The organism is Malacoplasma iowae (assembly GCF_900660615.1).
GTDB classification, from domain to species: domain Bacteria; phylum Bacillota_I; class Bacilli_A; order Mycoplasmatales; family Mycoplasmoidaceae; genus Malacoplasma; species Malacoplasma iowae.
This window is the reverse complement of record NZ_LR215023.1, coordinates 1,044,394-1,071,044: the sequence shown is the minus strand read 5'-3', so window position 1 is coordinate 1,071,044 and position 26,651 is coordinate 1,044,394. Positions and strand designations below refer to the sequence as shown.

General features: G+C 24.8%; 25 protein-coding genes, 6 tRNA genes and 1 pseudogene. 26 read left to right on the top strand and 6 right to left on the bottom strand.

The window, feature by feature from the left end:
- Window positions 1-137: 137 nt before the first annotated feature.
- The 15 genes from EXC57_RS04320 to EXC57_RS04250 all read left to right on the top strand — a co-directional run bounded on the left by EXC57_RS04320 (window position 138) and on the right by EXC57_RS04250 (window position 8,139).
- Window positions 138-455, top strand: coding sequence for an MG284/MPN403 family protein (locus tag EXC57_RS04320; protein ID WP_004025390.1), 318 nt, complete (start codon window positions 138-140; stop codon window positions 453-455).
- The gene (locus tag EXC57_RS04315) at window positions 442-1,521 is read left to right on the top strand and encodes a hypothetical protein (RefSeq protein ID WP_004025391.1); all 1,080 of its coding nucleotides are present in this window, start codon (window positions 442-444) and stop codon (window positions 1,519-1,521) included. The genes EXC57_RS04320 and EXC57_RS04315 overlap by 14 nt, the downstream gene beginning before the upstream one ends.
- Window positions 1,502-2,005: a hypothetical protein gene (locus tag EXC57_RS04310; protein WP_004025392.1), complete on the top strand. Its 504-nt coding sequence runs from the start codon at window positions 1,502-1,504 to the stop codon at window positions 2,003-2,005. The genes EXC57_RS04315 and EXC57_RS04310 overlap by 20 nt, the downstream gene beginning before the upstream one ends.
- Window positions 2,006-2,012: 7 nt before the next feature.
- Window positions 2,013-2,243 (top strand): phosphopantetheine-binding protein, encoded by a 231-nt coding sequence (locus tag EXC57_RS04305; RefSeq protein WP_004025393.1) that lies wholly within the window; start codon window positions 2,013-2,015, stop codon window positions 2,241-2,243.
- 103 nt (window positions 2,244-2,346) lie between these two features.
- Window positions 2,347-4,119: a hypothetical protein gene (locus EXC57_RS04300; protein WP_129692686.1), complete on the top strand. Its 1,773-nt coding sequence runs from the start codon at window positions 2,347-2,349 to the stop codon at window positions 4,117-4,119.
- A gap of 95 nt (window positions 4,120-4,214) precedes the next feature.
- Window positions 4,215-4,859: a hypothetical protein gene (locus EXC57_RS04295; RefSeq protein ID WP_004025395.1), complete on the top strand. Its 645-nt coding sequence runs from the start codon at window positions 4,215-4,217 to the stop codon at window positions 4,857-4,859.
- Window position 4,860: 1 nt separating this feature from the next.
- Window positions 4,861-5,577: a hypothetical protein gene (locus EXC57_RS04290; protein WP_004025396.1), complete on the top strand. Its 717-nt coding sequence runs from the start codon at window positions 4,861-4,863 to the stop codon at window positions 5,575-5,577.
- 95 nt (window positions 5,578-5,672) lie between these two features.
- Window positions 5,673-6,152, top strand: a complete 480-nt coding sequence (gene greA, locus EXC57_RS04285; protein ID WP_004025397.1) for a transcription elongation factor GreA — start codon at window positions 5,673-5,675, stop codon at window positions 6,150-6,152.
- Window positions 6,153-6,225: 73 nt separating this feature from the next.
- Window positions 6,226-6,310 (top strand) — tRNA-Tyr (locus EXC57_RS04280).
- Between the two features lie 4 nt (window positions 6,311-6,314).
- Window positions 6,315-6,389 (top strand) — tRNA-Gln (locus tag EXC57_RS04275).
- A 43-nt stretch (window positions 6,390-6,432) separates the two neighbouring features.
- Window positions 6,433-6,507: transfer RNA gene (locus EXC57_RS04270), tRNA-Lys, on the top strand.
- Window positions 6,508-6,529: 22 nt separating this feature from the next.
- Window positions 6,530-6,615, top strand: a tRNA-Leu gene (locus EXC57_RS04265).
- A gap of 7 nt (window positions 6,616-6,622) precedes the next feature.
- Window positions 6,623-6,696, top strand: a tRNA-Gly gene (locus EXC57_RS04260).
- 107 nt (window positions 6,697-6,803) lie between these two features.
- A tRNA-Ser gene (locus EXC57_RS04255) sits at window positions 6,804-6,892 on the top strand.
- Window positions 6,893-6,954: 62 nt separating this feature from the next.
- Complete coding sequence (locus EXC57_RS04250) at window positions 6,955-8,139, top strand: lysylphosphatidylglycerol synthase transmembrane domain-containing protein (RefSeq protein WP_040538321.1); 1,185 nt, start codon at window positions 6,955-6,957, stop codon at window positions 8,137-8,139.
- A 122-nt stretch (window positions 8,140-8,261) separates the two neighbouring features.
- On the opposite strand, the gene EXC57_RS04245 is transcribed toward EXC57_RS04250, so the two are convergent.
- Together EXC57_RS04245 and EXC57_RS04240 are read right to left on the bottom strand one after the other, a co-directional pair.
- On the bottom strand, window positions 8,262-9,236 hold the full coding sequence (locus EXC57_RS04245) for an IS30 family transposase (RefSeq protein WP_129692495.1): 975 nt from the start codon (window positions 9,234-9,236) through the stop codon (window positions 8,262-8,264).
- Window positions 9,237-9,346: 110 nt separating this feature from the next.
- Window positions 9,347-10,516: a Y-family DNA polymerase gene (locus EXC57_RS04240; protein WP_004025228.1), complete on the bottom strand. Its 1,170-nt coding sequence runs from the start codon at window positions 10,514-10,516 to the stop codon at window positions 9,347-9,349.
- 214 nt (window positions 10,517-10,730) lie between these two features.
- On the opposite strand from EXC57_RS04240, the gene EXC57_RS04235 reads away from it, so the two are divergent.
- Window positions 10,731-12,839 (top strand): YfcC family protein, encoded by a 2,109-nt coding sequence (locus tag EXC57_RS04235; RefSeq protein ID WP_004025229.1) that lies wholly within the window; start codon window positions 10,731-10,733, stop codon window positions 12,837-12,839.
- A 116-nt stretch (window positions 12,840-12,955) separates the two neighbouring features.
- On the opposite strand, the gene EXC57_RS04230 is transcribed toward EXC57_RS04235, so the two are convergent.
- Window positions 12,956-13,930 carry an IS30 family transposase gene (locus EXC57_RS04230; protein ID WP_129692514.1) on the bottom strand — a complete coding sequence of 325 codons (975 nt, stop codon included), beginning with the start codon at window positions 13,928-13,930 and terminating at the stop codon, window positions 12,956-12,958.
- 225 nt (window positions 13,931-14,155) lie between these two features.
- On the opposite strand from EXC57_RS04230, the gene EXC57_RS04225 reads away from it, so the two are divergent.
- From EXC57_RS04225 to EXC57_RS04215, 4 genes and pseudogenes are all read left to right on the top strand, one after another.
- Window positions 14,156-14,665 carry a ferritin-like domain-containing protein gene (locus tag EXC57_RS04225; RefSeq protein WP_129692685.1) on the top strand — a complete coding sequence of 170 codons (510 nt, stop codon included), beginning with the start codon at window positions 14,156-14,158 and terminating at the stop codon, window positions 14,663-14,665.
- A 463-nt stretch (window positions 14,666-15,128) separates the two neighbouring features.
- A pseudogene (locus EXC57_RS05375) lies at window positions 15,129-15,326 on the top strand (transposase); the annotation flags it as partial.
- Window positions 15,323-15,451 carry a hypothetical protein gene (locus EXC57_RS05370; RefSeq protein WP_406846398.1) on the top strand — a complete coding sequence of 43 codons (129 nt, stop codon included), beginning with the start codon at window positions 15,323-15,325 and terminating at the stop codon, window positions 15,449-15,451. The pseudogene EXC57_RS05375 and the gene EXC57_RS05370, both read left to right, overlap by 4 nt.
- 41 nt (window positions 15,452-15,492) lie before the next feature.
- On the top strand, window positions 15,493-15,816 hold the full coding sequence (locus tag EXC57_RS04215) for a transposase (RefSeq protein ID WP_004024900.1): 324 nt from the start codon (window positions 15,493-15,495) through the stop codon (window positions 15,814-15,816).
- A 526-nt stretch (window positions 15,817-16,342) separates the two neighbouring features.
- Here the strand turns inward: EXC57_RS04215 and galU are convergent.
- On the bottom strand, window positions 16,343-17,233 hold the full coding sequence (gene galU, locus EXC57_RS04210) for a UTP--glucose-1-phosphate uridylyltransferase GalU (RefSeq protein ID WP_004024899.1): 891 nt from the start codon (window positions 17,231-17,233) through the stop codon (window positions 16,343-16,345).
- The gene (locus tag EXC57_RS04205; protein ID WP_229502539.1) at window positions 17,223-18,515 is read right to left on the bottom strand and encodes a glycosyltransferase; all 1,293 of its coding nucleotides are present in this window, start codon (window positions 18,513-18,515) and stop codon (window positions 17,223-17,225) included. Before EXC57_RS04205 ends, galU begins: the two co-directional genes overlap by 11 nt.
- 582 nt (window positions 18,516-19,097) lie before the next feature.
- On the opposite strand from EXC57_RS04205, the gene EXC57_RS04200 reads away from it, so the two are divergent.
- A complete protein-coding gene (locus EXC57_RS04200; RefSeq protein WP_129692514.1) occupies window positions 19,098-20,072 on the top strand; it encodes an IS30 family transposase in 975 nt (324 codons plus the stop codon).
- A gap of 150 nt (window positions 20,073-20,222) precedes the next feature.
- Here the strand turns inward: EXC57_RS04200 and thrS are convergent, their stop codons facing one another.
- Window positions 20,223-21,914: a threonine--tRNA ligase gene (gene thrS, locus EXC57_RS04195; protein WP_004024897.1), complete on the bottom strand. Its 1,692-nt coding sequence runs from the start codon at window positions 21,912-21,914 to the stop codon at window positions 20,223-20,225.
- A gap of 140 nt (window positions 21,915-22,054) precedes the next feature.
- Between thrS and EXC57_RS04190 the strand changes: the two genes are divergently transcribed.
- Genes EXC57_RS04190 through EXC57_RS04170 form a run of 5 tightly spaced genes read left to right on the top strand, consistent with a single transcriptional unit; the run spans window position 22,055 to window position 26,629 of the window.
- Window positions 22,055-22,927, top strand: a complete 873-nt coding sequence (locus EXC57_RS04190) for a DegV family protein (RefSeq protein WP_159402901.1) — start codon at window positions 22,055-22,057, stop codon at window positions 22,925-22,927.
- Between the two features lie 18 nt (window positions 22,928-22,945).
- Complete coding sequence (locus EXC57_RS04185) at window positions 22,946-23,623, top strand: hypothetical protein (protein WP_004024895.1); 678 nt, start codon at window positions 22,946-22,948, stop codon at window positions 23,621-23,623.
- A gap of 1 nt (window position 23,624) precedes the next feature.
- Window positions 23,625-24,272 (top strand): (d)CMP kinase, encoded by a 648-nt coding sequence (gene cmk, locus EXC57_RS04180; protein WP_004024894.1) that lies wholly within the window; start codon window positions 23,625-23,627, stop codon window positions 24,270-24,272.
- Window positions 24,273-24,292: 20 nt separating this feature from the next.
- Window positions 24,293-25,624 carry a ribosome biogenesis GTPase Der gene (gene der, locus EXC57_RS04175; RefSeq protein ID WP_004024893.1) on the top strand — a complete coding sequence of 444 codons (1,332 nt, stop codon included), beginning with the start codon at window positions 24,293-24,295 and terminating at the stop codon, window positions 25,622-25,624.
- The gene (locus EXC57_RS04170; RefSeq protein WP_004024892.1) at window positions 25,625-26,629 is read left to right on the top strand and encodes an NAD(P)H-dependent glycerol-3-phosphate dehydrogenase; all 1,005 of its coding nucleotides are present in this window, start codon (window positions 25,625-25,627) and stop codon (window positions 26,627-26,629) included.
- The last annotated feature ends 22 nt before the right edge of the window (window positions 26,630-26,651 follow it).

Sequence of the window (26,651 nt, the reverse complement as noted above, 5' to 3'; positions counted from 1 at the left end):
TTTAATAAAAATTTTAATATCATAGGAGTTTTTTTATTGCCATTGTCTTGCTATATTGATTTCTATTTTTGGTTTAAAATATAATATTTTTGGGAAAGAATTAAGGCGCAAAATAAATAAATTGGAGGAATAAAGGAATGAATATATACCAAGATTTTAAAAGTAAAATAGAAAAATATAATATAGCCAAATTTTGAATAGAAAATGTGTCTAAAAAAACCGATAAAAATGATGAAAATGTGAATGAAAAATACATAGAATGACAAAAATATGTATCTTTAATTGATGATATTTTATCTCAATTGGATTATGAACAAAGAGACATAATAGAAAAAATATACATTGCAAAAATTGGCAAAGAAAACATGAATTATTCTATTTCAACTTTTTATTTGAAACAAAAAAGAGCTGTTCAAAGATTTTTGGAAATTTATAACTTTGGTGAATCTATATAATTATTTTGAAAATATTCAAAATAAAGTTCCCCTTCCAAAATCAACAAAAGACTTCACAATTAGTTCAGGTGATTTTGGAGATGGATTCAAGTATTTAAATATTAACTATTCTAAAGTGATTTCAACTCAAAATGAAAATAAGTGAATTCTTACATTTTATTTTTATGTTAATGGTAGTTATTTTTTACCCACAGATTTTTTTATAATTGATATCAATACGCCATTTGGTGTTTATGAGAATGTAAGCATTTATGAAACAACTGATGCTGAATCAAAAATTGTTTATGATAACAAAAAAGAATATAAGAAAATTTATAAAACTATTGTTTCTATAGATATAAATGAAGTTGAATACCTACTTCAAAGTCAGGGAAAACAAATAGGGTTTGATATAAAATTTTCTGCAAATCCAGAAGTTTTAAAAACATCATTTGAAAACATTAGTACAAAAGACTTTCAAAATTTTGTTAATGAAATAACAGATCAAAAAATACACTTAGATATTGAATATAAAAATGTATATAATGCTGATTTATATGGAGTTTTTTCAATTCCAAAAAAAGAAGTATTTGATACTAATAAAAGACAAGAATATATAGGTTATCCAATAATTTTAAAAGGACAAAATTATGTAGATGATCCTTTCCAAAACATATTAGAACTTACTAGTTTGAAAACAGATATAAATAAAAATATAAGAATTGATAATGTTTATTTAAATATAATTTATAACTATCAGAACAAATATAAGAATGATGCAATAGATCTTTCAAATATTAATATAAATGGTTTAACTAATTTGGATATAAACTTAGAAAAATATGATATTTATTTTGACAAAAAAGAAAGTAAAATGCAAATAAAAAATGGTAACAAAGGTTTATATTTTGATTTTGAAACAGATGGATATTATATAGTTGAATTTTCACTATATGTAGATAACATCAAAAAAAACTTTATATTTAAAAACAATTTTAAACATCTTAAAGAAAATAGTTTTTACAATATTAATTGTTTAGAAACAAATAAAATATTAGAAAATTTTAATGTTGTTAAAAACTATTAGTAAAGACACCAAAATTAAAATTGTAAAAACTTTTAAGAAAAGAAAATGAAGTATTTTTGCTTTTGTATGTTTTCTTACTATTTTTGTTGGATCAGTTAGTGCTGCAACTATATTTTCAAATAAAAAAGATTCAACTATTATAGTTGATGAAGATAATAATTTTACAAATCAATATACAAATCTAAGTATCATTGAAGAACTAAAAAAGATAAAAGAAAAAAATAATCTTGTTGATTTTTATATAGAAAATAATATATATACATATTATTTTTCTGAAGATTTGATTCAACAAAACATAATTAATATAATTAAAAAAGCTGTTAGCCAACTATATTGATTTAAAGATGATGTAGATGATTATAATATCAGCGCAAGATATTACATTCACCAAGGAAGAAAAAAAGTTGAATTTAATATCTTTTTGTATAATAAGAACATACCTAATAAAAAATTTAAATCAATGTTTATATTAGAGGTGTATTAAAGTATTTATGAATATAAAAAATGATGTAATAAAAATAATTAAAAATGAACTAAATATAGATCTTAACGAAAAGAAAATGGGTATTAATTTTAAAGAATTTGGAGTTGATTCTTTAGAAATAATGGAACTTATAATAAAAATTGAGTCAGAATTTGATTTATCATTTCCTGATGACGAATTACTAAAACTTAAAACAGTTAATGATTTAATTGGTTTAATAGAACAGATTAAAAAATAAAAAGTTATTATAATTGATACATCAGTTTATGGTGTATCAATTTTTTATTAAAATATTTTTAATAAAAAATAACATTGTATTTGATATACAATATTTAGGTATTATGGGTTTATTTATAAAATTTAGAAATAATTTAAAAAGAAGAAGAAGGATTTCTGTAGTTGATGTTAACTCAACTAAACAAAACAGAAAACCTAATAATGATTTAATTGAAAATCAAATTGTCGATAATGATGAAGATTTTGTCTTCAATATTGATAATTTTTTTATCGACAAAAAAGAAGTAAATAAAAATAAATATAATGACTGAATTGAAAAAAATATTGATTCTAAAATAATTAATGAAAATAATTTTGTTTCTAAAGACAACAAACCTAACAATGAAATCCCTAAAGATAGCATTATGAATGCTATTCCCTTTGATGTTTTTGGAAAAAGAAAAGTTTATAGTTCATTTCACAACACACCATGCGAACAAAAAACTATAGATCAAATAAAAAATAATTCAAATCCAGAAAGTGTTGATCAAAATTATAATGAGAATAATACTATTAATGATTTTTCTTTAAATGAAAAAAAATCTGAAATTAATGAAAATCTAAATTCTGATTTAAAATCCAATGATGAAATAGAAGACAAAATAACAAAATTAGATGATCAAAAAAATTTAAATAATAATGATAATGATCTATCAATAAAAATTAATGAAAGTTATATTGAAAATAAAACACAAACACTTGATTTCATAAATAATAAAAATAATTTGGATAACAAATTAGATATTAATTTTGAATCAAAACTTAAAAGTGAAATAAATGATAGTGTAAATCCTTATGAAGAAATTGAAGATTTAGATTTGGATATTGATTTAGACGAAGGAGAAATGTCTATTGAAAGAAATATAGAAAAAGATAAATCTATTGTTTTGAATCAAGGTTTTTTTCAACAAGGAAAAAAACACGATCATATAAAAAATAATGACAATCATCAAAACAACAACAAACTAATTGTTAATAACCCACTTGATTTTCAAACCGTTAGTGAAATAGCTGATAAACTTAACAAACCATCATCGATTTCAAAAGTTGATAATAAAAAAATAATAAAAAGCAAAGAAAATGAATTGCATAAAATTGTTGGTGAACTAAAAATTTATGTTAATGAAAAAATAAATGAAGGTTTTGAAGGCCCATTTAGAATTTTTCTTGATAAAAAATTAAGTCCATTTAAACATTGTAGATTGGATGGAAGTTACTTTAAACAAATTTCATTGGATGATTTCAAAAATGATAGTAACTTTGAAGACATTAAAAAAATATTTGAAAAAATTTATAAGTTAAAAAAAGATCCAAGTGTAACTGGATATATAGGTGAGTTAATATTTTATAAAATCTTAACTCAGAAAAATGATGATGGATTACCGCTTTTTAATAATTTTATATCAACATTTTTTAAAAATATAACACCAAGAATTTTTAAAAATAAAAAATACGATGATTTATTTAAAATTGATTGAAAATCACTAACTAATATTAAAAGTGATTTTGATTTTGGAATTACATTTGAACAAGAAATTTTAAATAAGAAAGTAACTATGTCAAATAAAACTTGAAATTGTGAAATTAAGTCAACAAACAATAAATTTAGTAGAAAATACAAAAAAGATAACATTAAACTTACAAAAGAACAAATGCTAAGTTTTCTTAGTAACGAAGTTTGACAAGTTTTTAAAATTCATGGTGTAGATTATGAAATTAAAGAAAATGTTTTAATTCACAAACATAAAAAACCATGCATAGACATAATCAAAATTGACAGAAGCAATTTTTTAGAAATGGTATATAAACAAAAAAACGAAAATGTATTATTTATTTAATAAAATAAAACTTAATTTTTAATATTACATATTAAAATTTGAGTTTTATTTTTATTAGTAGTAACATTATTATGATTATCATTTTGAGGTTTTAGATGTCACAAGAAGTAAAAAATGTAGATAGACCATCACTTCATTGAGATAAAAAATATCTTAATAAGGTAGAGGCTATTTCTTCAAAAAACATTGAATTTAACTCAAACCCAAATAAGAAAATTTATTCTAAATTCAATGGATTTTTTCAACTTAAGTTCTCTTATTTTTTACCAATATTTGGCTATTTTTACTCGCTTGTTGGTATTTTTTGTTGTTATGGAAGAATTAAATCAAGTTCTATTTTTAATTTAGATTTGTATAAATACTTTAAAAGAAAAATCATTATTATTTGATTTATATACTTTTTGTTTGGACCAATCTTATTTTTGGTTATTTCTTTCTTTTCTCCATTATTTGCTGGAACAATAACATTAACACAGCTTTTAAATGCATGGGCAGGTATTTTTACTATAGCTGATGGTATAAAGAATTTTGGAACAACAATTATTGTGCCGTATTTTAATTCAAATATTTGATGAATTGCATTATTAGTTCAATGTGGTGCCTCAATGATCAATGTTTCTGTGATTTTTTCTTCTTGAATTATTAATGTTGTAAATGATAATGTTTTAAAAATTTATTTAGCTGAAGATAATTTTAAAATGAAAATTTCAAGATTTGTAAGAGAAAAGAAAGGGGTTTAATATGAAAAAAAATGTTTATAGCGAAAACTATGAAAATAGAGAAGGTACTTTTTCAATACCTAAAAATGCTAAAAGATTAGACCCTAGTGTTTTAGAACAAATGACGCCAACAGAAAAAAAAGAATATGAAAAAGTCCAAAGTAGACCCAAAAAAGTTGGTTATGCGATAATAAGCAACAAATTTAATAGATACTATAAAATTAGCATAATTGATTTTATTCCATTGTTTATTGGTTCAATTATTTCTATAGTTAGATTTTGTATATCTTATGGAGATATTAAACAATCAATTAACATGAATAAAAGATTAATTTGAGATTTTAAAATTAGTTTTTCAATTGGAATGGTATATGCTTTTCTTTTTGTGCCATTAGTCTTAATTTTGATTGGTATAGCCTATCCCTTTGTGGTTTTAGATGTTAGTGAAGTATCAAAAGGGTGAGTTAATATGTTTGATACTTTTTCTGAAAAAGGTATTTTTGGTTTTGGAGATGCGTTAAATAAATATTATGAAAGAATAATAGTTGGTGTCTTCCAACCAAAAATCCAATGAATAACAATAGCTGTATTATTGTGTGTTTCAACTATTAATACTAAAACAATTGTTTTCTTTTTCTTATTAAAAACAAAAAGAAGTCAAGTCTTTAGTATCCAAAAAGAAGCAATTAAAAATGAAATTATTAAATTTCAAATGACAAGTAACAAGAAAAGTGCATAAAGTTCTTTTCTTTTTTATTTTCACTAAAATATTATTTAAAAAAATGACGTTTTCATATATACTATTATATTGATATAAAAAATTAGGAGTTTTTAATGAGTAAAAACTTTATAACAAAAGAGGGTTTAAAAGAACTTAAAAAAGAACTTGACCATTTAATAAAAGTTAAAAGACCTGAGATATTAAAACAACTTCAAGAAGCAAGAGAACAAGGTGACTTGTCCGAAAATGCAGATTATGATGCTGCTAAAAATGCTCAGGCTCAAATAGAAGGAAGAATTAAAGAATTACAAGATCAAATTGATAATTCATCAATCATAGAAAAAGGGACTAAAAAAAGTGGGTCTGGTAATGATATAGTAAAACTTTCTTCTACTGTAACAATTTATGATGTTTTAGATAAAAAAGACTATACTTATCAAATTTTAGGTTCAACAGAGTCAGACCCTGCAAATAATAAAATTTCAAATGAATGTCAACTTGCTAAATCTATTTTAGGTAAAAAAGTTGGTGATGAAATAATGGTTAAAGGTGTTGAAAACCCTTATAAAGTTATAATCAAAAAAATTTCTTAGTATTTTTAGTTTTATTTTGTTTAATTTTCATTTATAATATATTATGTTTGTTGGTAAAAAAACGAACATATTTGGGTAGTTAGCGAAGTGGCCAAACGCAGCTGACTGTAAATCAGTTACCTCGTGTTTCGGCGGTTCGAATCCGTCACTGCCCACCATTATTGGGCTGTAGCCAAGTGGTAAGGCAATAGACTTTGACTCTATCATGCGTTGGTTCGACCCCAACCAGCCCAGCCAATAAAAATAAAGTTTATAAAATGATGATCAATCATTTTACTATGTCCCATTAGCTCAGCGGTAGAGCATTTCACTTTTAATGAAGGGGTCAAAGGTTCGATTCCTTTATGGGACACCATTTTTTTAAAAAAACTATGGTTGCTGGAGTGGCGGAATGGTAGACGCACAGGACTTAAAATCCTGTGACAGCAATGTCGTAAGGGTTCAAGTCCCTTTTCCAGCACCATTTTTTTGCAGGTGTAGTTCAATGGTAGAACTATAGCCTTCCAAGCTATTAACGTGGGTTCGATTCCCATCACCTGCTCCATTAAAAAAAGATAAATATTCCGATGGGAATATTTTTTATTTTATTAACTTTGTTTTATTTGTATGGTTTAATGATTAAAATATTGTTATAATAATAATTGTTATTTTGGAGATGTACTCAAGTGGTTAAGAGGGCACCCTGCTAAGGTGTTAGGTCGTTCTGCGGCGCATGAGTTCGAATCTCATCATCTCCGCCATTTTTTTAACAATCCACCATTAAGGTGGTTTTTTTAACCCCTTTTTTGGTATTATATTTCAAATGGATAAAAGCAAAATGACAACAACTAATAACACAAATGAATTTAAACAAGAAACAATATTAAAAAATAGTCCTAATTCAAAAAACTTTTGAAATAAGAAAACTATTATTGGTTTTGTATTAGGTTTTTCTATTTTGGTAATTGTTTCTGTTTTAGTTTCAGTGTTCTTTTTAGGAATAGACTATTCATTTATCAAAGACCTTGTTAATAAACCAATTAATGGGACTGAAATTGGTTTTATGTTTGGTATGATCATTACTTTATTGTATATGTGAATATGAAATGGTTATTATTGTATAGTAACTGCAAAACAATTTGGTTTAAAAGCAAATTTCTTTGAAGTGTTTTTATTTGGAATATTTTCATTATTTTTAAATAACATTACTCCTTTTGCTTTTGGAAGCGAAGCATTTAAAATATACTGATTAAAGAAAAAAGGATTAACCACAAGAGAAGCAACTCTGTCAGTTTCTAGTACAACAATATTTTTTAGCATTGCACAAATATTAGTGACATGACCATCATTTATTTATTTTGCAACAAGATATACAGATATTGTTTCAAATGATGGTGCATATGCTTTTTGATTAACATTTGTAGGACTATTAGTTGATCTTTCAGTTTGTACAGTTTTATTCTCTTTATCTTTTAGTAAAAGAGTACATGTGTTTATAAGTACAATATTTAATAGATTTTTAAAATGAATGAAAAAACCTTATAAACCAAAAGAAGAAATTATTAATGATTTCCAAACAAATTCATGATTTAGAACCGCATATATTAATGAGATGAAAAAAATATCTCATGTTTCTATATTATTAATTGCAACAATGATATATGCTTGCATGATTTATTTATCAATGTTTTTTTCTTTTAGAACACTAGGTTATGATCAACCAATATTCAGTGCTATTAATTTGTTTAATTTATCTAATGTTGCAGTTACAGCTAATAATTTTGTACCAATTCCAGGTGGTGAGGGTACAATTCAAGTGTTAATGAAAAAATTTATTAATGTTTGAGTTAACACATCAAATAATACTGGTTTAACACAACAACAAATTGGAACTGCTATTGATGAATCTATATTTGTTTGAAGATCGTTCTTGTTTTATATTCCTACAATAGTTGGATTGCTTTTGTGTCCTGTAGGTATTTATGTTCATTTTAAAAAGAAAAAATAATCATTTATTTATCAAAGTAATCTTTTGCTAAATAAATGATCCCTAACTGACATGTGAAGTGCAACACTTCAATGTTACATTAAACTCTCGACTTTGAAATATAAGTTGAGAGTTTTTTTGTTTTAAATATTTTCTTGATACATTTGGTAAGCTGTTTTATAACCAAACATTTTTCTTGGGATGTTGTTTACTTTTCATTCAAGAGTTTTTATTTTATCTTCACTTACTAAACTGAAGTCAGTTCCTTTTTTATATCATCTTCTAACTATCCCATTTATGTTCTCGTTGGACCCTCTTTGGAATGAAGAATAAGGTTGGCAATAATAAACTTTAAAGTTGAATTGTTTTGCAGTTATTCCCATCATTTGAAACTCTAACCCATTATCAACAGTGATGCTTTTTATTGGGAGTTTTTCATCTCGAATAATGGTATACATTTTAGCCATCATTGATCTAGCGTTCTTCCCTTTTATTTTTCTAATAATTGCCAACCTTGTTTTTCTTTCCACTAATGTCAATAAGTGGTAATAACCACTTTGCCTTTTACTAACTATTAGATCAGCTTCTCAATGTCCAAATTCTTTTCTATTGTTTATCTTTTCTGGTCTTAGACTATAAGGAATGCAGTATTTTCCATCAATTTTAGAAAATATACCTATTTTTCTTCTTTTTCCTTTAACATATTTTCTTCTTAAACAATCTCTTCTTTGTATCTTTCAAATCTTGCTATTGATTCATCTAAATACTTGCCTAGCACTTGGAACTTTAACTAACGGATAGTTTTCTTTTATTCAAAAAATTGTAGCTTCTACACCATGAGATTTAGGATTAAATTTTTGAATAAAAAGATCTGTGAAGTTTTTGTACTTCAACATAAAAAACATATGACAATTTGATTTTCTTCTAATGTATTTTTTGTGAGCAGTTGATGAATAATAAATCCCTGTTGAAGATGTGTTTCTTTTTAATTCTCTTGATATTGTTGATTTGTTTTTATTTAAGATTTTTGCAATCTTATTCATAGAATATTTTTCTTTATTTCAAAGAAAATAAATTAAGCATCTTTCTTCTTTTGTTAAATGTTTATAAGTTTTCATAAGCACTCCTAATATTCATTATCTTTTTATTAGTGAACACTTACAAACAAAACAAATGAAGTGCACACTCTTTTTTGAGTGTTGCACTTCACATGTCAATCGAGCATCATTTATTTATCAAAGTAATCTTTTGCTAAATAAATGATTTTTTTATTTAATTTTTCATTAACATCATTTGATATTTTTTTAAATGGGTTGTTATCACTCTTTGTTTTGTCAAACATATCTATTTGTTCTGCTTGACTAATATTAAAAATAAGTTCATTAGCAGTAAGTGATATATTGTATATATTTTTGTAGTTAACATCATATGTTATACTTTCAAACATTGATATAGCATCAACAATGTCAACTTTAAATTTGCTTAAAGGATATCTTATTGTTTTTACTTTGTTGTTGCTGTTTTCTAATTTCAATCTTAATGTTAAAGACATAAAACTTGCATTATTTATTTTTAAATGATTGTTAATATATAAAACCATTTCATCTATAAGGTTTAAAAATTCTTTTGTTTCTGTGAAACTATCTATGGTAAAACTTCTTCCAATAGCTTTTTGATAATTTGATTTAGTATCAACCTTTGCTTTTGAAATTCCTAAAGCTTCATTTTTTAATTTGTTATAAATTACACCTATTTTTTTATAAAAATATAAATCTTGATTTGTGTTAACTAAATCACCAATTGTTTTAATATTTTCACTAAGGAAAAAATTTTCTAATTTTTTACCTACAAAAAACATTTTGCCTATTGATAATGGATATATGTAATCTTTGAAATTTTCTTTTGTAAAAACTATATGTCCATTAGGTTTTATATAATTAGTTGCCATTTTAGCTAAAAATTTTGTATGTGAACATCCTATAGTGCAATTGAGATTAAATCTTTTTAAGATTTCAGATTTAATAAAAAAAGCAAAATCTGTTTCATTTCAAGATTCATATTTGGAACCATTTGTATCCAAATATCATTCATCAATAGAACCAATTTCAACATTAGGAGTAAGGGAATTTAAAAACAAATATATTTGGTCTGATACTTTTATATATTTATTCATATTAACATCTAAAACAACAAGTGATGGACATAATCTTTTTGCTTCATATATTTTCATTGCAGCTTTTACACCAAAGCTTCTTGCTACATAGTTTGCAGATGAAATAATACCGTGTTTGTTTCTAGAACCAACACATACTGGTTTATTTTTTAATTCGGGTTTATCAGCCATTTCAGCTGAAGCATAAAAAGAATCCATATCAATGTGAAAAATATTATATTCCATACATACTAATTATATTCAAAACAAACTATCATTATAAATTAGTGAAAGTATAAAAAAAGTATTAAATTTAAAAAATTTAGTTTATAAAATACTTGCATAAGTTAATAAATAATTTATACTTATAAATAAAAAATAACTAACGTAAAAAAATTATTAATTTATATATACAATATTTTATAATACTTATGTAAAAATAAATTTTGTGAGTTTAATTATGAAGAAGGAAAAAAAAGTAAAACCTGAATCTTCAGATGAAATTTCTAATGAAGCTAAAGAAATTACATCTAAAGATGAAGTAATTGAATCATCACGAGAAAAGGAAGAAAAAGAAGAGACAAAAGAAACAACAAACAAAAATGAAAAAGAAGCTCCAGCAGAAAAAGCTACTAAAGTTTTTGGAAACATTGCAGCTTATAATTGATGAAGCAAAATGGGGCTATTTAACATTTTACTTACAGTTGGTATAGTATTTGTATTTTTAGCTTTCTTTTGAACTAGCGGTATTAGCAACGATAAATACATTGCAAATATGATATTTGCATGAGTATTAGTTGGTTTAGGACTAGTTCTTAATGTGGTGATGAATGCTTTGTTCTATAGTAAAAGAATAAAGTGTTTTAGACAAGAATTTAAAATATGAAGTTCAATATTATCCTTTATTCCATTAGGATTTATTGGTCTATTTGTTTTCTCTTCTATGGAATCAAAAGAATTCTACGAAGACGAAAAAGTTAAAAAAATGGGGTATGTAAGACCTAAAAAAACAATGCCTCATGTTTATGTAACGTTAATGATAATTATCTTTGTAGTTATCGTAGCTTCATGACTTGTTACATGAACTAATGGAAGTAGTAGTTTAGCACCTGCAGGATTCTTGTATGTTTTAGTTGCACCAATACAAGGGTTTGTAGATGCAGCTGAGTTAATTATATTCTTAATGATAATGGGTGGATTCTTAGCTATTGTTACTGAATCTCAAGCTTTAGAAGCTGGTCTTGGTAGAATGGTTAAGAAAATGCATGGTAAAGAAATTATTATGGTGCCTATATTGTTTGTTCTATTCTCAGTTGGTGGAACAACATATGGTATGGCTGAAGAAACTATTCCTTTCTACTTATTATTAATTCCAGTATTCTTAGCGGCTGGATTTGATGCTTATACGGCTTTCTTAACAATATTATTGGGTGCTGGTTTAGGTACTGCATCATCAATTCTTAACCCATTTGTTGTTAATACTGCTATAAGTGGAATTAAACCAATTGCTGATTCTGGTTCTTCAGCAATGGCAGCAGCTGATGGAACTTCTGGAGTAAATGATGCAATAGCTAAATTATCACCATCTATTGGTATTATTTGAAGATCTGTAATATATGTTGTACTTGTTATAGCTGGTGCAAGTTATGTAACATGATATGCATGAAGAGTTAAAAAACACCCAGAAAAATCTGCTGTTTATCATTTAAAAGCTGAACATGAAAAAGAATTTGCTTTTGATATTGATTCTTTACCAGAATTTACATTAAAAAGAAAATTAATACTATCAACTTTTGGGTTAACATTCTTGTTTATGATTATTTCTGTTATTACATGACAAGATGTTGCTAAAACACAAATATTTATTGATGCAGCAAATTGAATAGATAAATATTTCCCATTCATTGGTGGTACAAAAACTGATGGAAGTAGTTTAATTGGTGCGTTTGGTACATGATATCTAATTCAGATGAGTTTCTTGTTCTTTTTATCATCTCTAATAATTGGTGCATTATCATGACGTGGATCAGTTCACTTTATTAATAAATTCTTGGCTGGTTCTGCTGACTTTATTGGTGTATCTATTGTTATTTCAATCGCAAGAGGTATATCAGTAGTTGTTAAAGATACAGGATTAAGTGAATTGATAATTAATGGATTACAAGGAATGTTGAATGGAATTGGTAATGCATTTGCAGTTGTATTCATATTCTATTTCATATTCATAATCCTATCATTCTTGATACCAAGTACATCTGGGTTTGCTGCAGCTGTGTTCCCAGTTTTAGGACCAGCAGTTATTGGTAGCTATAACTTAGGATTAACAGTTAGTGGACAAATCGCTTCATTCTCTATGGCGTCAGGTCTTGTTAATATCGCTTCTCCATCTGGTGGTATTTTCATAGCTGCATTGTCTGTAAGTAAAATTCCTTTAGGAAATTACTACAAAACAACTGGATGATTCTTAGGTGTGTTTATGGTATTATCAATTGCACTATTATTAATTGGTCAAGCTGTAAACGGAACTGGATTCAGTTCTGCAAGTGATGCTTTAAACGGTATATTCTAATAGGTATTCAAAATATCCCATTTTTTAAATGGGATCCCTAACTGACATGTGAAGTGCAACACTTCAATGTTACATTAAACTCTCGACTTTGAAATATAAGTTGAGAGTTTTTTGTTTTAAATATTTTCTTGATACATTTGGTAAGCTGTTTTATAACCAAACATTTTTCTTGGGATGTTGTTTACTTTTCATTCAAGAGTTTTTATTTTATCTTCACTTACTAAACTGAAGTCAGTTCCTTTTTTATATCATCTTCTAACTATCCCATTTATGTTCTCGTTGGACCCTCTTTGGAATGAAGAATAAGGTTGGCAATAATAAACTTTAAAGTTGAATTGTTTTGCAGTTATTCCCATCATTTGAAACTCTAACCCATTATCAACAGTGATGCTTTTTATTGGGAGTTTTTCATCTCGAATAATGGTATACATTTTAGCCATCATTGATCTAGCGTTTTTACCTTTTATTTTTCTAATAATTGCCAACCTTGTTTTTCTTTCTACTAATGTTAATAAGTGGTAATAACCACTTTGCCTTTTACTAACTATTAGATCAGCTTCTCAATGTCCAAATTCTTTTCTTTTGTTTATCTTTTCTGGTCTTAGACTATAAGGAATGCAGTATTTTCCATCAATTTTAGAAAATATACCTATTTTTCTTCTTTTTCCTTTAACATATTTTCTTCTTAAACAATCTCTTCTTTGTATCTTTCAAATCTTGCTATTGATTCATCTAAATACTTGCCTAGCACTTGGAACTTTAACTAATGGATAGTTTTCTTTTATTCAAAAAATTGTAGCTTCTACACCATGAGATTTAGGATTAAATTTTTGAATAAAAAGATCTGTGAAGTTTTTGTACTTCAACATAAAAAACATATGACAATTTGATTTTCTTCTAATGTATTTTTTGTGAGCATTTGATGAATAATAAATTCCTGTTGAAGATGTGTTTCTTTTTAATTCTCTTGATATTGTTGATTTGTTTTTATTTAAGATTTTTGCAATCTTATTCATAGAATATTTTTCTTTATTTCAAAGAAAATAAATTAAGCATCTTTCTTCTTTTGTTAAATGTTTATAAGTTTTCATAAGCACTCCTAATATTCATTATCTTTTTATTAGTGAACACTTACAAACAAAACAAATGAAGTGCACACTCTTTTTCGAGTGTTGCACTTCACATGTCAGTCGAGCATCCCATTTTTTAAATGGGATATTTTTTATTTTAAATATAATAATTAACTATTTGTGGTAATATAGAATATTCACATAATTTATTATTATGTGAGTGAATAATTAATAGGGGTTTTATTTATGTGAAATAAAGACGAAAAAATAGTTGAACTTTTAAATACTCATTACAATCTTGAATTAGCAGCAGCTAATATGTATATTCATTATTCAAGTGTAGCAAACAAACTTGGCTATACTTATACATCAGAATTTTTAAAAGTAATGGCTGATGATAAGATTGAAGCTCACTTATCAAGAATATATGACTACTTCACAGATCTTGATTTGGAAATAAAAGTAAATCAAAATTCTATTCCTAGATCTTATGATTCAAAAACTGTTCATGATATTTTTAAAGAAATGTTAAATTATGAATTGTATTTAAGAAAACACATACATCATATAGCTGACTATGCATTATCAATTAAAGATTATGAAACATTTGAATTTATTCAATGATTTATAAGAGATGCTATAAAGGATGTTGGCGATATAGATGATGTACTAACTTATGTTGATACACCAAATTCTAGTATGCTAACTATTGAAACTAGCATTAGAAGAAAAACAAAAGAATATAACAAGCAATAATTTAAAATATAGTTTTTATTTACCTTATAGCTTTATAAAAGCTATAAGGTATTTTTTATACAATTTATTTAATTATTGGTTCAAATGTTTTATTTAAATTCTTTAATACTGCCATAATTTTTGGAGAAACTCATTCTTAGAAAAATATTAAAATAAATTTTAGAAGTGAGTTATGTCAAAAAACAAAAAATAAAAATAAATTAAATATACAATAATTATTAAAAAAATAGTGATGTTTAATCTATAACAAATTTGAATAAACTAATTAGAAAAATTAAAAAACATTTTATCGAAAAACCCAGATGCTGAATTTGATTAACATATGGGTTGTTAAAAACATGATCAAAATTCTAGAGATATTTCTAACAATTATAGAAAATGAAAAACTAAGAAAATAATCTCAACAAATAATGGAAAAATTAATATTAAAGTTCCAAGAGATTAACAATCTACATTCGAACCAAAGATTGTAAAGAAGTACAAAAAGAACGTCTTAAGAATTGAAGATCAAATACTTTTCTTATATTCAAAATGAATGTCTACAAGAGACATTCAAGAAACAACATACCAAATGTTTTGTTATGATTTAGAAAAAGACACAATTTCTAGAATCACAAATAAAATAATTCCAGAAATTGTGATGTATAACAAAGACCATTAGAATTAGTTTATCCAATTATGTACATAAATGGAATTAGATTTAAAATTAGAGAAAATTTTGTCTACAAGGAAAAATTAGTTTATTTAATAATTGGTATTAATACTGAGAGAAAAAAAGGATTTTAGCCTTTTGAATAGCTGAATCTGAATCATCTAAACAATGATTAATGATTTTTGATGAACTTGAAACAAGAGGTATAAAAGATGTTCTTTTAACTTGTTGTGATAATTTGAAAGGAATATCAAAAACTTTAAAAGCTGTATTCCCAAATGTTGACATTCAAAAATGAGTTATTCATCAAATAAGAAATTCTACTAAACATGTATCACCAAAAGATGTTGCATCATTTACAAGTAATATGAAAAAAATTTATAAATCACCAAGTTATGATGCCACATTTAAAGTATTGGATTCATTTGAAAAATCTTGAGGAGAGAAATACCCATATGCTATTAAATCATGAAAAAATAACTTTGATGGATTAGTATAATTTATGACCATTCATTTGCAATTGGAAAATTAATCTATGAAAACAATAATAATAAAAATCTAAATTAAAACATTATAAAAATTACAAAAATAAAATGTGCTTTTACAAACACCAATCATTATTAAAAATAATTTACAAGAATTTAGTTAAATTTAAAAGAATTATGGTTCATAAACACAATTCATAACTGATATAAATATTGAATCAAATAACTATCTTATTTTCTAATAAATTATTAGACATAAAAAACATTATTAAGTAATTTAAAAGATAACTTAAAAAATTATTTTCTCCAAAAATCGCTACACTACCATTTCTTATATTTTATTATTCAATTATTAAAAAAGTTAGTTTAACAAAAGTTTTTAAAAATTTCTTTATACTTTGTTCTACAAATTAGTTTTTAAAATAACTAAAAAAAACTAAATTTAAAACATAAATAAGTTTAATTATTTTCATTTTAAATTATAGTTTTCATAAAGATGATGCATATCAATGAATTTTATTAAACAAACTAAAATTTTAATTATTTTAATTTATTTAAACACATGCTTTTCATATATTTGTTTAGTTCAATTTTTGTATCATTATGTTTTAATCCAAAATTAATGTTTGCTTTTAAAAAACCAAATTTCGAACCTAAATCATATCTTTTTCCTGTAAATAATTTAGCAATGACTTTTTCATTTTTTAATAAATTAGCAATGGCTTCTGTTAATTGAATTTCACCAGATTTATCTGGTTTGATCTTTTCTAACTCATTAAAAATGGAAGGGGTTAAAACATATCTTCCCATTACAGCATAGTTTGATGGATTTTTTCCTAAAGGTGGTTTTTCAATGATGTTTTTTATTTCATATGCATTATCATCTTTTTTATCTTTTATATCGATCACCCCATATTTTGATATATTTTCATCATTTACAAATTGCACACCTACAATAGAACATCTAAATTTTTCATATTCATCAATACATTGTTTTAAAGCAAATTTTCCATTATTTTTATCAATTATGTCATCTCCTAAAAGAATAGCAAATGGCTCATTTTTGACAAATGATTTAGCTATTGATATTGCATGTCCAAGACCTAATGGTTTTTTCTGCCTTAAAAAGTATAAATTCACCATATTTGAAATATTTTCAATTTCCTGCTTTTCTTTTATTTTGCTTTTTTTTAACAAAATGTTTTCTAATTCAACTGAAGTATCAAAATAATCAATGATAGAATTTTTTGAATTAGAAACTATAACTAGTATTTCTTCAATTCCAGATTTTATAGCTTCATCAATTATATAGTGTATAGCTGGTTTATCAACAATTGGTAACATTTCTTTAGGTATCGATTTAGTTATTGGTAAAAATCGTGTTCCCATACCAGCGGCAGGAATGATAGCTTTCTTAACATTAGATGACATATTTATTCTCCATTTCATGATTTTTATTTTTTAGTTTAATATTAGACATTAGGGTTAAAGGAACCGTTAAAAACATAGGTATTATTAGTATAATTACTCAAACATATGTGAAAAAGTTAATATTTGGAATATATATAAAAGAAATAATGAGTGCAATAATTAATATGACACCAACAATTAATTCAATTATGTTAAATTTTATGGCGTCGATAAAAGATATTCTTTTAGTTTCTTTTTTTGGTGTTACTACAAAATTTAACTTTTTTCCTATTAGTGCTTCAAATATTGAAATTATTACTGATACAAACAAAGATGCATATAATATATAAAAAAATAGTAGAATGACAATTAGTTTAAAAAAATTTACTTTTCCTAAATAATATATAAAGCAATTCAATAATGGTATTATTGCGAAAAATAAAGTAACAGCTACATATCAATTTTCATATCTAAATCTAAAACCCATTGGTGCAAGAATTGATAGTGTACTTAAAACTATTATTAATGATCCTATACTTATAAAATAATTTGTTTGCGTTAATAATAAATCAAGTCTTCTAAAAAAAGGACAAGAATTGAAAAAAAGTAATTTTCATCCTATTTTTGAAAAACATTGAACACCTCCTTGTGTTCATCTATAATTTCTTTTTTTAAATGCCAGATAATTTGTTGGGAATTCTTCTCAACATACAATTTCAGGTGCATACACAGTTTCATAACCAAACTTTAATCCATTAAGAGTTAAGGCTCAATCTTCTAATATTAATTCTGGGAAACCACCAACATCTAAATACATTTTTTTACTTATGGTTGCTCCGTGACCACAACAATTAACAACACCAAGTGAATGTCTGACTACATATTCAGTATTTCATTGTGTATTATGTACATATGATCCTAAATAATCAAAATAATTATTTTGCCTATTGCACTTGTTATTACATTGAACAATACCAACTTTTTTATTGGAAAAATATGGTAGAACTTTTAAAATATAATCTTTTGGAATTATTTCATCTGAATCTAGTAAAACAAAATAATCATAATCATTTCTATTCATTAGAAAATTATTTATATTACCTGCTTTAAAACCTTTTCTATTTTTTCTTCTTATAACTTCAATATTATATTCATAAGCAAATTTATCAATTTCATCCTTGTATTTACTATCATTAGAATCATCTAATATAAAAAATTTACAATTTTGATATGTTTGATATAAAGATTTTTTAAGTGCAATGCTATCAAAGTCATTACATGTTGTGTATAAAACAAAGACCATTGGATTTTTTTTGAGAATGATATCTAAAGATTTATTTTCTATTACAGTATATACATATCTAGAATTTTTCCTTTTATAAAAAAATAAATATGCAAGAGTGAAAATAAAATTTTTTATTGACGAACAGTATAATGAACTAACAAATATAAAGTTAAAAACTAATAGAATTTTACAAACTATTGGAGAATATGTATTGGTTGTAAATTTTCATTGACTATAAATGTTAATTCAATATGAAAAAATTATTAGTCCGACTCAAAGTAATAAAATTATTATTCAACTATATATATATATATATATTGTTATTAGAAAAATACATTTTTTGTTTTTTAGCCATATTTGTATGTCTCACCTAGAAATAAAACATTATTATTAATATATCAAATATTTATCAAATTATTTCATTTTTTATAACAATATTTGTATATAACTTAATTAATTTAAAAAACAAGTATTTGTCTAATTAACAAATACTTGGCTCGACTGACATGTGAAGTGCAACACTCGAAAAAGAGTGTGCACTTCATTTGTTTTGTTTGTAAGTGTTCACTAATAAAAAGATAATGAATATTAGGAGTGCTTATGAAAACTTATAAACATTTAACAAAAGAAGAAAGATGCTTAATTTATTTTCTTTGAAATAAAGAAAAATATTCTATGAATAAGATTGCAAAAATCTTAAATAAAAACAAATCAACAATATCAAGAGAATTAAAAAGAAACACATCTTCAACAGGAATTTATTATTCATCAAATGCTCACAAAAAATACATTAGAAGAAAATCAAATTGTCATATGTTTTTTATGTTGAAGTACAAAAACTTCACAGATCTTTTTATTCAAAAATTTAATCCTAAATCTCATGGTGTAGAAGCTACAATTTTTTGAATAAAAGAAAACTATCCATTAGTTAAAGTTCCAAGTGCTAGGCAAGTATTTAGATGAATCAATAGCAAGATTTGAAAGATACAAAGAAGAGATTGTTTAAGAAGAAAATATGTTAAAGGAAAAAGAAGAAAAATAGGTATATTTTCTAAAATTGATGGAAAATACTGCATTCCTTATAGTCTAAGACCAGAAAAGATAAACAAAAGAAAAGAATTTGGACATTGAGAAGCTGATCTAATAGTTAGTAAAAGGCAAAGTGGTTATTACCACTTATTAACATTAGTAGAAAGAAAAACAAGGTTGGCAATTATTAGAAAAATAAAAGGTAAAAACGCTAGATCAATGATGGCTAAAATGTATACCATTATTCGAGATGAAAAACTCCCAATAAAAAGCATCACTGTTGATAATGGGTTAGAGTTTCAAATGATGGGAATAACTGCAAAACAATTCAACTTTAAAGTTTATTATTGCCAACCTTATTCTTCATTCCAAAGAGGGTCCAACGAGAACATAAATGGGATAGTTAGAAGATGATATAAAAAAGGAACTGACTTCAGTTTAGTAAGTGAAGATAAAATAAAAACTCTTGAATGAAAAGTAAACAACATCCCAAGAAAAATGTTTGGTTATAAAACAGCTTACCAAATGTATCAAGAAAATATTTAAAACAAAAAACTCTCAACTTATATTTCAAAGTCGAGAGTTTAATGTAACATTGAAGTGTTGCACTTCACATGTCAGTTAGGGCAAGTATTTGTCTAATTAACAAATACTTGTTAGTTTTAAAAAACAATCAATTTATTTATATTTTTTAAATTAATCTTTATCAGATATTTTTTTTAAAAAGTCATCTAAAGAAGATGTTGTTGTGTTTTGTTCACCATATTTTCTATAAGATATTGTTTTATTTTTTACTTCTTCGTCACCTATTATTAATTGGTAAGGGATTTTAGATGTTTGACACTCTCTAATTTTTTTAGACATTCTTTCTTCAGAATCATCTAATAATACACGGAAGTTTCTATCTTTTAATGCCTTCTGTAATTCTAAAGCATATTCTAAATGGAACTTGTTATTTACAGGTATTATTGCCATTTGAACAGGCATTAGTCAGAAAGGGATATTACCCTTAAATTGACTTAATAAAGTAGCAATAAATCTTTCATATGTTCCAATAACACCAAAGTGAATCAATACAGGTTCTGATTTTTCATTTTTATCATTAATGTATTCTAATTCAAATCTTTTTGGCAATAAGAAATCTAATTGAATTGTAGAAATTGTTATCATTTTACCTAAGTTAGATTTAACTTGATAATCAATTTTAGGACCATAAAAAGCAGCTTCACCCTTCATTTCATGGAACTTGTATTTTAATTGTTTCAATATGTTTCTTAATTGAGTTTCGGCTTGATTTCACATTTTTGGATCATTGTGATATTTTTCTAAATCATCAGGATCATGAAGTGATAAATCTATTTGATCAATTCTTATACCCATTTTTTTATGTACAACTTTTAAAATGTTATCAAGTTTAGAAATAACTTTTTCTATGTCTCCTTTTTCACAGAAAACATGACAATCAAATAATTCCATTGCCCTAACACGTTCTAACCCAATAAGACCACCAGATGATTCATATCTATGTAATTTAGAATTTTCACAATAATATAAAGGCAATTCTCTATATGAATGTGGTTCTTGTTTGTAAACCATCATATGGTGTGGACATGTCATTGGTCTTAATATGAATGTTTCATTATCGACAGAAATTGGGGGAAAATTGTTTTCTTTATAATGATCTCAATGACCGGATGTTATATAAAGTTCTTTGCTACCAAGTATAGGAGTATCTAAGAATTTAAAATTTTCTAAACTAAAAGTTTTTTCAAGAAAACTTCTTATTTGATTTTTAATTATTTGACCATTTGGTAATCATATTGGAAGACCCTGACCAACAAGTGTATCAAAAGTAAATATTTTCATATCTTGACCAATTTTTCTATGATCACTTTCTCTTTGTTCAATTAAAAATTTTTCATATTCGTCAAGATCATTTTTACTTTCAAAAGAAACATACATTATTCTTATTAGTTGTTTATTTTTTGAATCATTTTTTCAATAAGAACCTCCAATATTGATTAACTTATAAAATTTAACTTTGTTAACATTATCATTTATTTCTTTGTGTGATATGTTTTCAAAATCATCGCCAATTTTTATGAAAATAATATCTTTGTTTTCGCTAGATATTTCTTTTTGAAATTCATTTTCTTTAGAAAGTTTTTTAATTGTTTCAATTTTAGTACCAGAAGCTATTATTTTCTTCATAGCTTTTTCAATTTCTTTAAAATCATTAATGGAAATTTTTTGTTTTGATTCAAAGTCTACATAACCACCATGTTCATGAAAACCTAAATCAGCACAATTTATATCTCCATAAATTTTTTGCAAACTTTTGAATAAAATTTGTCCGCAAGTGTTATTTAATTTTTTATCAATTTTCATAGTATTTCCTTGTTATGTTTTTATTAATAGATAAGTTAATTTTAATACAAATTAATAATAATATAATTAAACTTATATATAATGTGATATATTTAATTATCAAAATATACATACTTTTTTTATGTTTTTTGGGGGAATTTATGGGAATGAAAAAATATGCTTTCATTGTTGACTCTTCAATAGCTTATGTAGATGAAATTGCAAATAATCCAGATATATATAAAGTTTGTTTTGATATCACTGATAGTGAAAATAAAACTTATGAAGATAATGATAAAGATATAACTTCTAGTGAGATTATTGAAAAGTTTTCTAGAGGTATACTTTTTAAAACAAATGCTGTTTCTCCAGGAAAAGTTATGGTTTTATTAGAAGATCTAATCAACGAATATGAAAACATATTTGTATTCACAATTTCAAGTGGATTATCAAGTTATTATGATAATGTTAAATACTTTGAAGAAGAACCTGAATTTAAAGGTAAAGTCCATATTATAGACACTTGTGAAATAGGTTATGGAATAACTAACATCGTTTTAGAATCTAAAAAAATGCTTGATGAAAATGCAAGTGTTGATGATGTTATAGAATATGCAAAAAATGCTTATAAGAAAAATTTCACGATGCTTAGTTCTGAATCATGAACTCCTTTAGCTAAAAGTGGTAGAGCTCCTTCTGCTGTAGCAAAATTATTAAATATAGCAAAAACAAAACCAATTATTCAATTTTATGTAAAAAATAAATTGGGTGGTGTTGCTAAAAGTTTTGAGACAACAATAAAAAAGATTATTTCTTCTTTTGATAAAACATTTAATAGCCCAAGAGGATCAAAAATAGCATCTGTAGTTTTTTACAATAACAATATTGATAATGATCATGCAGAATTTGCAAGAAAAACTTTAAGTAATTCTTTAGACTTCCCAATCAGCAGTATTGTTGAGAATACAAGTCCTAACTTGGTATTAGTTTATACAGCTAATAAATCTTTTGGTATACATATAAGGGTTAAATAATTATTAGGGTTATATTTTATGAATAAGTTCGCAGATATTTCTTTATCCACTACAAGAGTTAAAAAATATAAATCATATAGATTAGAAATTAAAAAAGATTATGAAGCTTATAGTAAAAAAATAGAGGAAAAAGATGAACTTAAATTAATCGAAAAAAAGATTAAAAAAATTGATCCAAATTTAATAATTAAAAATAAAGAATTAGATTTTTTTATGGATGTGATAGTTAACGAAGTTAACGATCATGGTTATATTAAAGAAGCTATATACTTAATAACTAGTATAAAAAATAATAATAAATTTCAAGAGATTTTAGAAAAAACAGAAAATCTTGAAATTGATTCAACTACACATGATCCTTCTTTTGATAAAAAAGGTAACATTACATCAGAATGATTAAAATCATCAGATGTATATAATAAATTATTAGAAATTAAAAAATGACATGACTTTTCAGCAGATAATTTCCAACAAATTAAACTAAATATTCAAGAAAACTTATTTAGATTTAAAGATGCTTTATATAATACACAAAATCCAAATTTTGTTAAAAATGCATTTCCTAAAAAAATTATGACAACAAAGTTATGAAAAAATAAAAACAACAAAAAAGTTTTTTTTGTTTTAGTAACTTGCTTTTTGGTTAGTATGTTAGCTGTCATTATTTTTTTAATATTGTTTTTAACAGGAGTTTAATATGACTTATAAAATAGCAATTGATGGTCCAGCTGGAAGTGGTAAATCAACTGTTTCTAAAATAATCGCTAGTCAATATAATTTGACATTTGTATCAACAGGTTATTTTTTTAGAGCTTATGCTTTAATTTTAAAAAATAATAACAAGATTAATGCAACAGCAGATGAACAATTAGAAATATTGAATAATACCACAATTGATATTGACAATGATAAGCTTTTTATAAATGGTATTGATTCAACTAACAATATTAAAAATTCTGAAATATCAGAACTAGCCTCTATGTTGGCAACAAAAAAACACATTAGAGAAATAGCAAAAAATTCACAGATAGAAATAGCTAATAAAAAAGATGTGATAATGGATGGTAGAGATATTGGTACAGTCATTATGCCAAATGCTAACGTTAAAATATATTTAGTTGCTTCAATAAAAGAAAGAGCTAAAAGAAGAACTAAAGAGCTTAAACAACTTAATGAAAAAACAAGTTATTTTAAAGTTTGATTTGAAATTTTTAAAAGAGATTGAAATGATAAACATAGAAAAATAGCACCATTAAAAAAAGCCAATGATGCTATTGTTGTCAAAACAAATAATAAATCAATAAATGATGTTGTAACTGAAATTGCAAAATATATAAAGAAATAATTTTTAAAAAAGGATTGAATATGTTAACTGTTGCTATAGTTGGAAAACCTAATGTTGGTAAGTCTACTTTATTTAATAGAATAGTGAAAAAAAATAAATCTATTGTTGATGATACTCCTGGTGTTACAAGAGATAGAATTTATTGTCAAGCTGAATGATTAACTAGAAATTTTTATTTAATAGATACAGGTGGATTAACAGTTAAAGATTTTAGCTTTAAAAAAGAAATTGAACTACAAGTTAACTATGCAATAGAAGAAGCTAGTGTTATTATTTTTTTAATATCTGCAAAAGATGGAATTAATAATGATGATCAATATGTTGCAAAACTTTTAAAAAAATATGCAAAAAACAAAAAAATAATTTTAGTTGTTAATAAGAGCGAATCAAAAAACTCTTCTAAAAATGAAAATGATTATTATAAATTTGGGTTTGGTAAACCATTTTTTATTTCAAGTTCACATGGTATTGGTATAGGTGATTTATTAGATCAAATTATTTCATTAGATACAAATGAAATCAATGAAAATGATTCTTTTAAATTTTGTATAATAGGAAAACCCAATGTTGGTAAATCTTCTCTTGTTAATTGCATACTAAGACAAGATAGAGTCATAGTTAGTGATATTGCAGGAACAACACTTGATGCTATTGATACTAATTTTAAACGTAATAAAGAAATGTTCACAATTATAGACACTGCAGGAATTAGAAAAAAATCAAAAATTGGTGAAGGTTTAGAAAAATATGCTTTTCTAAGAGTTGAACAATCAATAAAAAGAAGTAATTTGATTATTGTTTTACTTGATGGAAGTAGTGATTTTACAGAACAAGATGAAATTATTGCTGGGTTAGCATTTAAAGCTAATATACCTTGTATTATCGCAGTTAACAAATGGGATGCTGTTAATAAAGATGAAAAAACTATGAATCAATTTATCAAAACTATTAAGATAAAATTTCAATTTATTCATTATGCTCCTATTATATTTATTAGTGCAAAAGAAAATAGAAGAATTGATGATCTTTTTGATGAAATTATAAATATTAAAAAAACACTAGAAAAAAAGGTTTCTTCAAGTGCATTAACAGAAACAATTTTGAGAGCACAAATGTTAAATAATCCACCATCATTTAAAGGTGGAAGAATTAAAATTAATTATGTTACTCAAGTTGAAAGTCAAATTCCAACTTTTGTCTTATTTTGTAATAACCCAGATTATTTACATTTCAGTTATGCTAGATATCTAGAAAATGAAATAAGAGAAAAATTTGGTTATAATAATGTTCCCATGACGCTATACTTTAAATCTAAAACATCAGAAATAAGAAACAAAAAGGAGATTATATAAATGGCTAAGATATCTATTTTAGGAACCGGTGCTTGAGCAACCGCATTAGGTTGTTGTTTATCTTATAACAATCATGAAGTACATATGTGAGGAATTGATCAGAAAGAAGTCAATGATATTAATTCTGGTACAAATAAAAAATATTTTGGCGATGCAAAATTATTTTCAAGTCTTTCTGCAAGTACTGACATTAGTGAATCTCTTAAAGGTTCTAAAATTATATTAATTGCTGTGCCATCAACTGTAATTGTTGAAGTTTTAGAAAAAGTAAAACCTCTTTTAAATAAAAAAAATCATTATTTATTTATAAATGTTGCAAAAGGTTTAGACCAAAACACAAATGATGTTTGAAGTAAAACAATACGAAAAACATTAAAAAATTTTAATGTTGATCTTGTTACGATCATAGGCCCTTCTTTTGCAATAGATGTTTTTAACAAAAAACCCACAGTTGTAAATGTTGTTTCTAAAAAACAAGAAGTTTCTAAAACAGCAGCAGAGTTATTTAATTCTTCATTTTTTAAAGTTGTTCCTATCAAAGATGAAATTGGAGCACAAGTTCTTGCAGCTTTGAAAAATCTTTTAGCAATTGCAATTGGTATTTCTCAAGAAAATCATGATTCAATCAACACTATCTCTGCATTACTTACGCAAGGTGTGAATGAAATTCAATTAATAAGTAAATTTATGGGCGCAAAAGATAAAACCATTCTTTCTTTTTGTGGTATTGGAGATATATTTTTAACTTGTACTTCAGATAAATCTAGAAATTTCACTTTTGGAAGAGAAATCTTTAGAGATGGAGTAAAAAAAGTTATTGAAGAAAATAAGAAAACTGTTGAAGGATATAAAGTTCATCCAATTGTTTCTGAAATAATTAATACTAATAATTTAGATACACCAATATTTAAATTAATAATTAATGTTTTATCAAACAAGTTAGATCCAAAAGATTTTGTAGCAAATTTTTTAGAAGAACTGATGAAAAGTAATAAAATAAATTAAAAAACCTATAATTACAAACCTT